Annotated in this window: 11 protein-coding genes, 1 tRNA gene and 1 pseudogene; 5 read left to right on the top strand and 8 right to left on the bottom strand. The window is 59.0% G+C overall.

Annotation, left to right across the window (positions count from 1 at the left end):
* The first annotated feature begins 283 nt into the window (after positions 1-283).
* Entirely contained in the window at positions 284-1,936 is a 1,653-nt protein-coding gene (gene mqo, locus IFT76_RS19480; RefSeq protein WP_192059888.1) for a malate dehydrogenase (quinone), read from the top strand.
* Positions 1,937-2,209: 273 nt separating this feature from the next.
* A complete protein-coding gene (brnQ, locus tag IFT76_RS19475; RefSeq protein ID WP_192059886.1) occupies positions 2,210-3,523 on the top strand; it encodes a branched-chain amino acid transport system II carrier protein in 1,314 nt (437 codons plus the stop codon).
* A gap of 58 nt (positions 3,524-3,581) precedes the next feature.
* Here the strand turns inward: brnQ and IFT76_RS19470 are convergent, their stop codons facing one another.
* From IFT76_RS19470 to IFT76_RS19460, 3 genes are all read right to left on the bottom strand, one after another.
* Positions 3,582-3,908 carry an Arc family DNA-binding protein gene (locus IFT76_RS19470; protein ID WP_043190613.1) on the bottom strand — a complete coding sequence of 109 codons (327 nt, stop codon included), beginning with the start codon at positions 3,906-3,908 and terminating at the stop codon, positions 3,582-3,584.
* Between the two features lie 382 nt (positions 3,909-4,290).
* Positions 4,291-4,476: a PA3371 family protein gene (locus IFT76_RS19465; protein ID WP_185793019.1), complete on the bottom strand. Its 186-nt coding sequence runs from the start codon at positions 4,474-4,476 to the stop codon at positions 4,291-4,293.
* Positions 4,477-4,486: 10 nt separating this feature from the next.
* Positions 4,487-4,714: a hypothetical protein gene (locus tag IFT76_RS19460; RefSeq protein ID WP_185793020.1), complete on the bottom strand. Its 228-nt coding sequence runs from the start codon at positions 4,712-4,714 to the stop codon at positions 4,487-4,489.
* A gap of 299 nt (positions 4,715-5,013) precedes the next feature.
* Here IFT76_RS19460 and IFT76_RS19455 point away from each other — a divergent pair.
* Positions 5,014-5,090 (top strand) — tRNA-Arg (locus tag IFT76_RS19455).
* Positions 5,091-5,299: 209 nt separating this feature from the next.
* On the opposite strand, the gene IFT76_RS19450 is transcribed toward IFT76_RS19455, so the two are convergent.
* Positions 5,300-6,226 carry an alpha/beta hydrolase gene (locus IFT76_RS19450; protein ID WP_192059884.1) on the bottom strand — a complete coding sequence of 309 codons (927 nt, stop codon included), beginning with the start codon at positions 6,224-6,226 and terminating at the stop codon, positions 5,300-5,302.
* Between the two features lie 121 nt (positions 6,227-6,347).
* On the opposite strand from IFT76_RS19450, the gene IFT76_RS19445 reads away from it, so the two are divergent.
* On the top strand, positions 6,348-7,280 hold the full coding sequence (locus tag IFT76_RS19445) for a LysR family transcriptional regulator (protein ID WP_192059882.1): 933 nt from the start codon (positions 6,348-6,350) through the stop codon (positions 7,278-7,280).
* A gap of 232 nt (positions 7,281-7,512) precedes the next feature.
* Here the strand turns inward: IFT76_RS19445 and IFT76_RS19440 are convergent.
* The 3 genes and pseudogenes from IFT76_RS19440 to IFT76_RS19430 all read right to left on the bottom strand — a co-directional run.
* Positions 7,513-7,773 (bottom strand): annotated as a pseudogene (locus IFT76_RS19440) (NAD(P)-binding domain-containing protein); the annotation flags it as partial.
* A gap of 229 nt (positions 7,774-8,002) precedes the next feature.
* On the bottom strand, positions 8,003-9,310 hold the full coding sequence (gene dctA, locus IFT76_RS19435; RefSeq protein ID WP_122477318.1) for a C4-dicarboxylate transporter DctA: 1,308 nt from the start codon (positions 9,308-9,310) through the stop codon (positions 8,003-8,005).
* 101 nt (positions 9,311-9,411) lie between these two features.
* Positions 9,412-10,581, bottom strand: coding sequence for a mandelate racemase/muconate lactonizing enzyme family protein (locus IFT76_RS19430; protein ID WP_192059880.1), 1,170 nt, complete (start codon positions 10,579-10,581; stop codon positions 9,412-9,414).
* Positions 10,582-10,680: 99 nt separating this feature from the next.
* Here IFT76_RS19430 and IFT76_RS19425 point away from each other — a divergent pair, with 99 nt between their 5' ends.
* On the top strand, positions 10,681-11,574 hold the full coding sequence (locus tag IFT76_RS19425; protein WP_122477321.1) for a LysR family transcriptional regulator: 894 nt from the start codon (positions 10,681-10,683) through the stop codon (positions 11,572-11,574).
* A gap of 37 nt (positions 11,575-11,611) precedes the next feature.
* Here the strand turns inward: IFT76_RS19425 and IFT76_RS19420 are convergent, their stop codons facing one another.
* A complete protein-coding gene (locus IFT76_RS19420) occupies positions 11,612-12,844 on the bottom strand; it encodes an MFS transporter (protein WP_244647981.1) in 1,233 nt (410 codons plus the stop codon).
* Positions 12,845-12,985: the final 141 nt, after the last annotated feature.

The following is a 12,985-nucleotide window of genomic DNA, read 5'->3' as shown; positions in this document are numbered from 1 at the left end:
CAGCCCATGAACGAAAGTTCAGGTTGTGGATTCTGGCCGGCTGCCAGCAGTGACCTTGTGCTGCAAGGCATGCCAAGGTCGATGTCACTGAAGTCGCTGAAGACAATATTCAACAAGAAAGTCAGCACGCTAAGGACATGAATGTGAGGCCGATGCAACGAATTTGGCCTTCTATGCCATTTACACGGTTTGCCGACGACTCGTTTCGCGGCCCGCTCTGGGCAGCTTGAAACGTCAGCGTGGTCGGATCGAGCCAATGGCGTTCAATCCTAGGAATTTCTGTATGTTGAAGAAAGCGAACACAGCGCTGCTGGGTCTGGCTCTGTCCATCGGGATGGTGTCGGCACAAGCGGCCGAAGCGAAGAAAGTCGACGTCCTGCTGATCGGCGGTGGCGTCATGAGCGCCACGCTGGGCGTGCTGCTCAACGAGCTCGAGCCAAGCTGGTCGATGGAAATGGTCGAGCGCCTGGACGCCGTTGCCGAAGAAAGCTCCAATGGCTGGAACAACGCCGGTACCGGTCACTCTGCCCTGGCCGAGCTGAACTACACCCCGGAAGACAAGGACGGCAAGGTCCAGATCGCCAAGGCAATCGAGATCAACGAAGCCTTCCAGATTTCCCGTCAGTTCTGGGCGCACCAGGTCACTGCCGGTGTTCTGAAGAACCCACGCACGTTCATCAACTCCACCCCGCACATGAGCTTCGTGTGGGGCGACAACAACATCGAGTTCCTCAAGAAGCGCTACGAGGCGCTGAAGGCCAGCCCGCTGTTCGCCGGGATGCAGTTCTCCCAGGATCACGAGCAGATCAAGAAGTGGGTGCCGTTGATGATGGAGGGCCGTGACCCCAATCAGAAACTGGCCGTCACCTGGAGTCCGCTGGGTACCGACATGAACTTCGGCGAGATCACTCGCCAGTACGTCGGCCACCTGAAGGAGCAGAACGGCTTCGATCTGAAGCTGTCCAGCGAAGTGCAAGACATCAAGCGCAACGCCGACGGTTCGTGGCGCGTGACCTACAAGAACCTGAAAGACGGTACCAAGACCGAAACCGACGCCAAGTTCGTGTTCATCGGTGCTGGTGGTGCCGCGCTGCATCTGCTGCAGGATTCGGGCATTCCAGAGGCCAAGGAATACGGCGGTTTCCCGGTAGGTGGCTCGTTCCTGGTGACCGAGAACCCGACCGTGGCCATGCAGCATATGGCCAAGGCCTACGGTATCGCGTCGACTGGCGCGCCGCCCATGTCCGTTCCACACCTGGACACCCGCGTGCTGGACGGCAAGCGCGTGGTCTTGTTTGGCCCATTCGCGACCTTCTCGACCAAGTTCCTAAAGAACGGTTCGTACCTGGACCTGCTGACCAGCACCAACCTGCATAACGTATGGCCGATGACCAAGGTCGGTATCGAACAGTACCCACTGATCGAATACCTGGCAGGTCAGGTCATGCTGTCCGACGACGATCGCTACCAGGCACTGAAGCAGTACTTCCCCAACGCCAAGAAAGAAGACTGGCGTCTGTGGCAGGCCGGCCAGCGCGTGCAGATCATCAAGCGCGACGAAGAGAAGGGCGGCGTGCTGAAACTGGGTACCGAAATCGTGGTGTCCAAGGACAGCAGCATTGCCGGTTTGCTGGGTGCTTCGCCGGGCGCATCGACTGCAGCACCGATCATGATCAACGTGCTGGAAAAAGCGTTCAAGGACAAAATTGCCACGCCTGAATGGCAAGCCAAGCTGCGTCAGATCGTGCCGAGCTACGGGACTGCACTGAACAACTCGCCAGAGGCTGTGCAGAAAGAGTGGAACTACACCGCCAAGATCCTGCAGCTGGCTGTTGCACCGCCGGTGATCGACCAGGCCGCCGCTGCTGCCAACCCGATCGAAGGTCAGGCTGCACCGAAGGCTGAAAGCAATCCAGCGGTCGACATGGCCCTGTAATCCTAAAGCCCTCGGTTTTGGGGGCGGGAGGATTAGCTGTACCGTTTCCGCTGAGTCTTGCACCGATGCGACACACAGGTGCGCTCAGCGGACACTTCGCACTGCAACAGTGCGATGAGCGCGCATTTTCGCTACTCTACGCGCCGTTTTGCCCGGCTTGCCCACAAGGCTAAGGTCCGCGCACCAGGTCTGGCCTCATCCGGCCGACCGTGTTTCCCTCATCCATGGGGAAAACCTCTCTCAATTCCAATCTATTGACGTGGTTTCCTTCCAATGAAAGTGCTTAAAGGCCAGGATATTCTGGCGCTTGGATTCATGACATTCGCCTTGTTCGTAGGCGCAGGCAACATCATCTTCCCTCCCTTCGTCGGCCTGCAGGCTGGCCCGAACGTCTGGATGGCCGCGCTGGGCTTCCTGGTGACCGCAGTGGGTCTGCCGGTGATAACCGTGGTCGCGCTGGCCAGGGTCGGCGGCTCGATGGACGCGTTGAGCAGCCCGATCGGCAAAGTGGCGGGCGGGTTGCTTGCAGCGGTGTGCTATCTGGCCGTAGGGCCGCTGTTCGCCACGCCGCGCACGGCCACGGTATCGTTCGCCGTGGGTCTGGCGCCGCTGACCGGTGAGACACCCCTGGCACTGTTCCTCTACAGCGCGGTGTACTTCCTGCTGGTGTTTTTCGTTTCGCTTTATCCGGGGCGCCTGCTCGATACCGTCGGACGGTTTCTGGCGCCGCTGAAAATCATCGCCTTGGCGGTGTTGGGCATTGCAGCGTTTGCCTTGCCGGTAGGCCCCAGCGGTGACGCGGTACCCGAGTACGTTGCAGCACCGTTTTCCCTGGGCTTCATCAACGGCTACCTGACCATGGATACGCTGGGCGCTTTGGTGTTCGGCATCGTCATCGTCAATGCCATCCGCTCCAGAGGTGTCGAGTCACCCCAGCTGATCACGCGCTATGCGATCATTGCGGGTCTGATTGCCGGGGTAGGGCTGGCGCTGGTGTATATCAGTCTGTTCCGCCTCGGGTCGGGCAGCCACGCCGTGGCTGCAGGCGCCACCAATGGCGCAGCGGTGTTGCATGCCTACGTGCAGCACACCTTCGGAGCCCTTGGCAGTGGTTTCCTGGCCGTACTGATCTCGCTGGCCTGCCTGGTGACTGCAGTGGGTTTGACCTGCGCCTGCGCCGAGTACTTCAGCCGAGTGCTGCCGCTGTCCTATAAGACGCTGGTGCTGTTGCTCGCACTGTTCTCGCTGCTGGTCTCGAATCTGGGCCTGACCAAGCTGATCGCGTTTTCGATTCCAGTGCTGACAGCCATCTACCCTCCCTGCATCGTGCTGGTGGCGTTGAGCTTCTGCGCAGGGCTGTGGCATTCGCAGTCGCGCATTCTCGGGCCGGTGATGTTCGTCTCGTTGCTGTTCGGCCTGATCGATGCGATCAAGGGGGCAGGGTTCTCGCAGTGGCTGCCGACATCCCTGCTCGATCTTCCCCTGAGCGAGCAGGGCCTGGCCTGGCTGGTGCCTTCGGTGGCAACCCTGCTGGTGGCGGTGTTGGTCGATCGCGTGAAGGGCGCACGGGTTCAAGCAGCGGCTTGAGCTGAGCGTCGCCCACAAAAAAGCCAGCTCTAGAGCTGGCTTTTCTTTGCAGCGGTGTTCATGACGCTTCGGCTGCGGCCTCGACGTCATGGGCGATCAAGGACACCAGTGCGTTTTGCTGTCGGTGAGACAACTGGCGGAAACGCTGCAAAAGCTCGCGCTCGTGCAGAGACAGCTCCGGACTGTCCATCTTCATGCTCAACTCTTCGCCCAAGGCACCTTCCTGGATCAGGCTCTGTTCCAGGCGTGCGATGATCTCGGAGTTCATGCTTCGGTGATGGTTACGAGCCACCTCAGCGATCTGCTCACGCATCCCGTCGGGAAGACGTACTACAAATTTGTCAGCCGTGCGGCTGGAGTAAACAGCCTGTTTGAGTGGGCGCATAGTGTTGACCGATAAGTTCAGGGGGAGCGGTTCTCGAAGTAGGCCGCAGGATGTCGGTTAGGACACGCCGATCGGCAAATTGTTCCAGCCTGCCGATGCCGCGCTATGATGCCTTAGTTGCGACATAACCTTGACGCCAAATCTGTGACAAATAATGATCCGAATCGTGGCATTTGGCCAGTCCCCAGCGGCAGGTATTTTACAAGGCCGGTGGAAATTTGCGATCACGCCGTTCGAAAAAAGTCGAAGATTCGTTCGAGAGGTGCTCTGACCCGTCTTGTGCACACCGCGCACAGCACGTGCGAGCTACCCTTGGGCTAGCATAGTGACATTTGGGCCATTTGCTAGTATTGATTTTCGCTAAGCGGCAATTGGTTTGAAATCAATGCAGGTATGGATCGAATTTGATCCTGCGGCCTTTGACCATTGCCAGCAAAAATGCCACAGCGCTGATGCTGCCCAGCACTTGCAGCATTGTCCCCAAAGCGACGGCGTTCTGCTCGAGGGTAAGTGCGCCGATCCAGCACACGGCAGCCACAAACATGAACGCCAAGGCGTATCTCGACATCGACAACTCCTTAAAATATGTAGCGTTCAGACCGTTGCGTCGTCGCGGTCTCGTTGACACCCTGTGCAGCCATGACAGGTCGTTCAGGGCCCGAAGCCGCGACGCGGGCAACGGGCGCAGGGATTAGTCGAGCAGCGTCGATGTGGACAAGTGCAGGGTCGTCGGCTTGAGTGTGGAACTGAAAACCAATGAAGGTGACCAATGCCATAACATTGAGCATGACGAGGACGCTGTTCATTGGGACGCTCCATGGCTGGTGGTGGCAAATCAGTGTTCAGCCAGGAACATAGCAGGGCGCGTGCCAACTTTTTATTTAGCGAAATTTCTAGGTAATTCAGAGGCATACCAAGGAAGGCAGGCACATTGATATTGCATTCTGCATACCTGGGTCTCTGCAGGTATTGCAAAATGCATGACTGTCGCGTTCATCCTTGATCGGCATTTGCCACGGATAAAACTGTCCACGTTGCATGACAAACCGCGCGTGGCTGGGTAACATGCACGCCGTTCGTCGTGCCGCCTGGCACGACGCCGTGTGTCTCAGTAGCTCAATTGGATAGAGCATCCCCCTCCTAAGGGGAAGGTTGCAGGTTCGAACCCCGCCTGGGACACCATTCTTGCGCGTCAACTGTTTCAGCTGCGCAAGTGCCTTGAACATGCACTGCGAGGAGGCGAGTGTTCCCGTCTCAGCGACAGGGAGCCCAGACTTCACGTACTGAGCAGTCCGTTAGACGATGTTCTGATGAGGCCCGCCCGTCCGATGCAATGTCGTGAGCCCGTGTCAACTTATCCAATGATCCTTCTGCAGTGAGTGTTCTGGATTTCAGCCGTGGGCATCCGCCAGGCCTTTCTCGATGAAACGCACCGAACTCTCCATGGCCTGCTGACCCTCTGGCAAGATCGCGGCGTAAAAGTGCCAGGCGTGAAACATCGCAGGCCATACTTCCAGGTTGACGCGAACACGGTTATCGGCAAGGTGAGTTGCAAGACGCATGGCGTCAGTCAACATCAACTCGTTTTCGCCTATCTGCACCAGAATCGGCGGAAGGCCTGTGACGTCCGCGAAGACCGGAGAGGCCAGAGGATGATTGGCCAGCGTGTCGCCCAGAAACGCTCTGGCGAGAATATCCAGCACGGGCTTGGAGTTCAGCGGATCCAGTCCTTCACGATTACTCATGGCCGCGCCGGTATGTTCAAGGTTTGCCCACGGCGAAATCGAGGAGCCAACGGCAGGCAATGGCAAGCCTTTGGATTTTGCCGCCACCATTACGCTGACAACCATCGCGCCGCCCGCTGACTCGCCGGAAAAGGCAATCTTGCTGGCCGGAATGTTCTGCTCGAGCAACCACTCGTAGGCGCGCAATGTGTCGTCGATGGACGCTGGAAATGTATGCTCAGGGGCAAGGCGGTAGTCCGGCATGTATACACGAGCGCCCAGCATTTTCGCGTAATTGCCGCCGATCCCGTGGTAACCGTCTGGACGGCCAACGATGTAAGCCCCGCCGTGAATGTACATCACTACCGCGTCGGTTTTGATCTCCTGCGGAGTCACCAGGATGCCAGGCACTCCACCCATGTCGACTGCTTCGAACCTGACGCCATCGGGCGCTGGATTATGTCCGAGCATTTTTGCGTAGGCGTCGCGGATGTCGCTTAGCTTTGTGGTCGTATCGATTCCCTTGAGAACGGGTACCAGATCGCTAAGGCTGTTGGCCCAGGTTTGGACGGCTGCTTGGACTTCTATATTCATAATGACCTCAATTGATCTTTGGATGTGGATAAGCTAATCGAGATACTATGCTTGGTATTGGGGAATAGGGTTCCCCATTGAAGGCGCCAGCCCGCCCTGGCGGTGAGGACAGAGAGGCCATATGGAACTCCACAACCTAAACGATATCGCCGCTTTTGTAGGCTCGGTCAACGCTGGAAGCTTCACTGCGGCGGCCAAGCAACTTGGCCTCACTCGTTCAGCGGTAGGCAAATCGATAGTCAGGCTCGAGGCGCGTCTACAGGTACGTCTACTCAATCGCACCACGCGCAGTTTGAGCATGACGGATGACGGCCAGGTTCTTTATGAGCGTTGTGTGGGTGTTTTGCAGGACCTGGACGAGGTAGAGGATGCCCTTGCGTTTCGCCGTTCGACACCCAGTGGACGGCTGCGGATGAGCTTGCCTGTCGCGCTAGGCAGGCTTCATATCCTTGAGCACGTCGAGCGCTGTCTCGAAGAATGGCCTGCGCTGAGCGTCGACATCAGCTTTTCCGACAGGCTGGTCGATCTGATCGATGAGGGGTTTGATTTGGCCATGCGCATCGGTCCGCCCAAGGAAGACTCTGGTTTACTGACGCGCACGGTGGCCTACCAACAAATGATCACCTGCGCCTCACCCCAGTATCTGGCTGACCATGCAGAGCCTGAAACGCCTGAGGATTTATCCCAGCACCAGTGCCTGCATTTCGTGAGTGGTGGAAGATTGCTTCCCTGGAATTTTCGAGTGAATGGGCGCTGTGTATCGTTCACTTGTAGTGGAAGGCTGCAAATGGACAGCGCTGAGTCGTTGCACCGGTCTGTTGTCGCGGGGCTGGGCATCGCTACGCTGCCGTCTTACGTGATAAATGAGGATTTGAGAAACGGCAAGCTCGTTCAATTGCTCGCCGTATATGCAGAGGCCGCAGAGCCCATTCGGGTTATTTACCCCAGCAAGCGACACCTCTCTCCAAAGATTCGACTCTTCATCGATAAGCTTGTAGAGGCTTGGTCACCCTGCCCACCTTGGGAACAACGCGCTGGCGCTGCCCGACCTTGAGTACACAGGCCTTCCGTGGTTCGGCCTGCTTTTCAGGGGTTGGAGGCTCTGCGAGAGGTACCCGGCGGTGCCTAGGTTTGCCGCTGCCCTTCAGCGATATCGGACTCGGGCAGGGTCGGGATCGATGCAGGGGCCTATCCCCCTCGGTAAGGAGCTGCGGCAGGGGTTCATGGGTAGCTTTACTTGAGCCCCCGGCGACTCTGTCGCCTCAGGTCGCGCCGCCCAATGTTTGCTTGAGATCAGGGTAGTTGGCGAAAGGAATCGAAAGAATGACCACGTCCACTTCCAAGACCGCTTGTTCCTTGGTCACTGCGTGTACGCCTATCTCATGGGTGAGCGCCTGGATGCTGTCGGAGCGTTTGGAATTGGCCAGTTTGACGGTATGACCCACCGCTGCAAGTTTGCGCGCCAAGGTCGCGCCAATATTGCCGGCGCCGATTATTCCGATGTTCAATTTGTGTCTCTCCTGATTGTGTTGAGGGGGGGTTAAAATCCTCAGTCATTTGCTCCATGGCCAAGGGTGTCGAGCATGTGATGAAGCGCGTCCATGCCGCACTCATCGAGGTGGCAGGCTGACTTGATCTGGCGAGTGAAGGCTCGGACGGCCGCTTCCAGATTTCGTCTGTCGAGTCAGATCGACGACCACACGTCGCTCGTAAACGGCAGGTGATTGCTGTCAACCGGTGCTTTGAAACCCGCGCCAACGCCGGCTCGGCAATGGGTCATTTCTGCGCCAGCAGCGTTTTCCTGGCAGCCTTTTCGTCTTTCATGGCGGCTAGCTCACGCTGACACACCTCGACATCGAACGAGTTGTCCCACTTGGCGATCGCGATGGTGCCGATGCCATTGCCGATCAGGTTGGTGACAGCCCGGGCCTCGTTGAGGAACCGGTCGATGCCCAGCAGCAGGACAAGGCCAACCAGAGGAATGGAATGGATAGTGGTGAGCGTTGCGGCCAGCGTCACGAACCCGGCCCCCGCCACGCCTGCCGAGCCTTTGGACGTCAGCAGGAATACCGCCAGCAGAATCATCTGGTCCGCGAACGTCAGTGGGGTATTGGTTGCTTGGGCAATGAAGATCGCGGCCATGGTCAGGTAGATGCAGGTACCGTCTGCGTTGAAGGTGTATCCGGTCGGCAGAACCATCCCCACGACCGATTTCTTGCAGCCCAGTTTTTCCAGCTTGACCATCATGCGGGGCAACACGGCCTCGGTCGAACAGGTGCCCAGGGTGATGAGGATTTCATCCTTGAAGTAGCGCAGGAACTGCATCAACGGCATGCCTGACCACCTGGCGACCGTGCCCAGTATCACGACGATGAATATCAACGTGGTGATGTAGAGCGCCACCAGCAATTGCCCAAGTGAGAGCAACGTGCCGATACCGTATTTACCGATGGTGAACGCCATGCCGGCACCGGCGCCGAGCGGGGCCAGGCGCATGACCATGGCGACGATCTTGAACAGGCCTTGCAGGAACAGATCGATGGTATTGATCAGAGGCTTGCTGGTTTCGCCCAACTGAACCAGGGCAATGCCCATCAATACCGAGAGCAGTATCACCTGAAGCATCACGCCGTTGGAAAAGGCGCCGATGAACGTGTGCGGGATGATGTTGAGAAAGAACTCGACGGTGCCGCCTTGCTCGCTGGCGGCCTGGCTGTATTTATTGATGGCGCTGGCATCCAGGGCGCTGACATTGATGTTCATGCCGACGCCGGGCTTGACGATGTTGACCACGATCAACCCGACGACCAGCGCAATCGTCGACAGAATCTCGAAGTAGATCAGGGCTTTCACACCAATGCGCCCGACTTCCTTGATGCTGCCCATCTTGGCGATACCGACCACCACCGTGCCGAAGATGATCGGTGCCAGCAGCATTTTGATCAGTTTGATGAAGCCATCGGCAAACGGCTGCAGCTTGGCGCCGATGTTGGGTGCGAAGTAACCGATGGCGGCACCGATGACGATACCTATCAACACTTGCACGTACAGCTGGCCATACCAGCGGGTTCTGGAGATTTCCACGAGAGCACCTCATTTTATTGTTGTGATGGGCGTGTGGCGTGACGTCAGTGCCTGACGCCAGCGTTTGCGGCCTGTTTGGCACAGGCCGCAGAGGGAAGCGATCAGCCTTCGCCGAGCTCGCGCATGACGGCGTAGAGGGCCGACTTGGCTTCGAAACCGACACCGGGAATGTCCGGCAGGCCGACATAGCCGTTTTCGACCTGGATCCCGTCAGCGAAGCCACCGAACGGCTGGAACACATCCGGGTAGGATTCGTTGCCACCCAGGTGTAGGCCCGCGGCGATGTTCAACGACATTTGATGACCGCCGTGGGGGACCACGCGGCGCGACGACCAGCCCATGTCTTCCATTACTTTTAGAGTGCGCATGTACTCGACCAAGCCGTAGGACAGTGCGCAGTCGAACTGCAGAAAATCACGGTCGGGGCGCATGCCACCGTGGCGCAGCAGGTTGCGAGCGTCCTGGTGGGAGAACAGGTTTTCGCCGGTGGCCATGGGCAATTCGTAGTGATTGGCGAGCTCGGCCTGCAGGGCGTAGTCCAGCGGATCGCCGACTTCCTCGTACCAGAAGAGGTTGTACTTCTTGATGGCTTCCGCGTAGGCGATACCGGTCTGCAGGTCGAAGCGACCATTGGCATCGACCGCCAGGCGCCGGCCATCACCAACCACTTCGAGCACTGCTTCGATACGCCGGATGTCTTCATCCAGCGGCACCGCACCGATCTTCATCTTGACCACGTCGTAGCCACGGTCCAGATAGCTCTGCATTTCGGCCTTGAGCTTGGTCTGGTCCTTGCCGGGGTAGTAGTAGCCACCGGCGGCATAGACCCAGACCTTGTCGTCCGCCACGCCATTGCGATAGCGGTCAGCCAGCAGGCGATACAGCGGCTTGCCTTCGATCTTGGCGACCGCATCCCACACTGCCATGTCGATGGTTCCGACCGCCACCGAGCGCTCGCCGTGGCCTCCAGGCTTTTCGTTGGTCATCAGGGCTTTCCAGATGGCGAACGGGTCGAGGTTGTCGTTTTCATGATCGACAAGTGTATCGGGGTCGGCTTCGGTGATACGGGCAAGGAAGCGGTCGCGCATCAGCGCACCCTGGCCGTAGCGACCGTTGGAGTTGAAGCCGTAGCCGATGACCGGTTTGCCATCGCGGATCACGTCGGTGATCACCGCCACGACCGAGCAGGTCATTTTGGAAAAGTCGATGTAGGCGTTGGCAATGGGGGAGGCGATGGAAACGGTCTTCTCACGAATGTCGACGATGCGCATGGAGGGTTCCTCTTATGGGTTGTGGCCCCACGTTAGGCTTTGCGAAGTCACCCGCCCAATGCTATTAATGCCCAACCCTATGCACAGAAGGCATGGCCCTTGGAACTCGTCTGGCTCGAAGACCTTTCGGCGCTTGCCGAATACGGCAGCTTCGTGCGCGCCGCCGAAGCTCGCCACATTACCCAGCCGGCCTTCAGCCGCAGGGTCCGCTCGCTTGAAAACTGGATGGGCGTGGAATTGTTCATCCGCACGCCCCATGGCGCGACCCTGACAGAGGCGGGGAGGCAGATTCTGCCCGGTGCACAGGAGGCGGCGCGCCACCTGTATCGGCTGCGCAACGAGGCGCAGGAAGTGGCGGGCGTGTCGGCACGCTCACTGAAGTTCGCCGCCACTCACTCGTTGTCGTTCACGTTTTTCCCCAGGTGGCTGCGCAGCTCGGAAGCCGGTGCGCCTATCGAAGCGGTACAGCTTCACTCCGACAGCATGGCTGTCTGCGAGCAGATGCTGATACACGGCCAGGTCCAGTTTCTGCTGTGCCATCGTCATCCCGATGTTCCGCCGCTGCTGGCGCCCGATCAGTTCATCAGCAAGAAGGTCGCAGAGGACGTTCTGGTACCGCTCGCCAGTGCCTCCTCACACTTCGATACCTCGCCCGCTGCACTGCCTTACCTGGCCTATACCCATGAGTCGGGGCTGGGGCGGATCGTCGCCCACAGGTTGCGCGGCAAAGAGGACTATCTGCACTTGCAGCCGCTGTTCAGCAGCCACCTGGCAGCGGTGCTCATGTCCATGGCCCTTGAAAGCAAAGGCGTGGCCTGGTTGCCCAAGAGCCTGACCGAGCAGGAGCTTCACGAGGGACGCTTGGTGAGGGCGCTCGATGAGAGTTGGGACATACCGCTGGAGGTGCACCTGACCCGACCGAAAGCAAACCTGGGTCAGTCCGCCGAAGCGTTCTGGGCGAGAGCGGGTATGGATCTGCCATCTGTCACCTGACGCATCGGGGGTGCGATACGCCGAGTCGGCGTTTCGCCTACCTGGCAGCCGGTGCACAGGGCCGCGCTGCCCCCGACGTGCCGCCTGCAGCTGCCTGGGTTGCCGCGCGTCCCGCCAGAAAGGCAAGTACCGCTGCCAAGCCGAGCAACCCTGCGCTCGTTTCAAAGGTCGCCCGGTAGCCGCTTGCGTCGAATACCAGCCCGCCGACGATGGCCCCGGACGCGATTGCCAGTTGGATGATCGCCACCATCAAGCCACCGCCTGCCTCCGCATCGTTCGGAAGGGTTCTTGCCAGCCACGTCCACCATCCCACTGGTGCGGCAGTCGCAACCGCTCCCCAAAGCCCCAGCAGTACCGTAGTGATGGCCGTCGAGCTGCCGAATGACAACAGTGCCATGGCGATGGCGGCCATCAGGATCGGGATAACGGTCAGCGTTCGATGCAGGCCATTTTTCAGGAAGGCTTCGATCAGGAACGTGCCGGCAAGCCCGGCCAGGCCTAGCACCAGCAGCATCAACGAAAGCATGGAAACACTGACCTGTGTGACCGTTTCCAGAAACGGACGCAGATAGGTGAAGAGCATGAACTGACCCATGAAAAATACGCTTACCGCGACCATGCCCAGGGCGACCGGGGTGCGTTTCATCAGCGTGAGAACGTTGCCGGTGCCCGACTCGCTGCGCGCTTTCAGGGTTGGAAGGCTCACCAACAACCATGCACAGGCAATCACGGCCACGGGAAGAAGGGCCAGAAAGGCACCGCGCCAGCCGATCAGCGCGCCGAGAAAACTGCCCAGGGGCGCTGCCACGACCGTTGCCAGAGCATTGCCGCCGTTGACGATAGCCATGGCCCGGGTGACCTGGCCATCAGGCACCAGGCGCATGGCGGTCGCTGCCGACAATGACCAGAACCCGCCGATGGCGACGCCGATCAGAGCGCGTGCGCCCATGAATACCCAATAGTTGGGTGCAAAGGCAACGACGGCTGCGGAAACGATCATCAGCAGGGTAAGTGCAACGAGCAGCGGTTTGCGCTCGACCCGAGCGGCCACCGATGCGATCAGCAGGCTGGTGAAAAGCGCGAACAGCCCTGATACGGAGATGCCCTGGCCGGCCTGGCCCTCGGTGATGTGCAGGTCCGCCGCGATGGGTGTGAGCAGGCTGATGGGCATGAATTCCGAGGCCACCAGCACGAAAGCGGCGAGCGACATGGCGAACACGGCGCCCCATGATTCACCGGTGTGGGTGGCGGAGGTCGAAGATCGGTTCATTCGAGAGGTGTTCTCCAGAGATTTATCGATGGCCATTGTCTCGGTCCGATGAGTCTCTCTGTAGCGCATTGCACTGGATTACTTGCCTGATCCTATGAGTCTGCACTGGATGGCGGGACGTACGAGCAGAGGCGAGTTAGA

It is taken from the genome of Pseudomonas sp. CFBP 13727 (assembly GCF_014841915.1).
Taxonomy (GTDB): domain Bacteria; phylum Pseudomonadota; class Gammaproteobacteria; order Pseudomonadales; family Pseudomonadaceae; genus Aquipseudomonas; species Aquipseudomonas baltica.
Note: the sequence above shows the minus strand (reverse complement) of the source record. Positions and strands in the feature narration are given on the sequence as shown.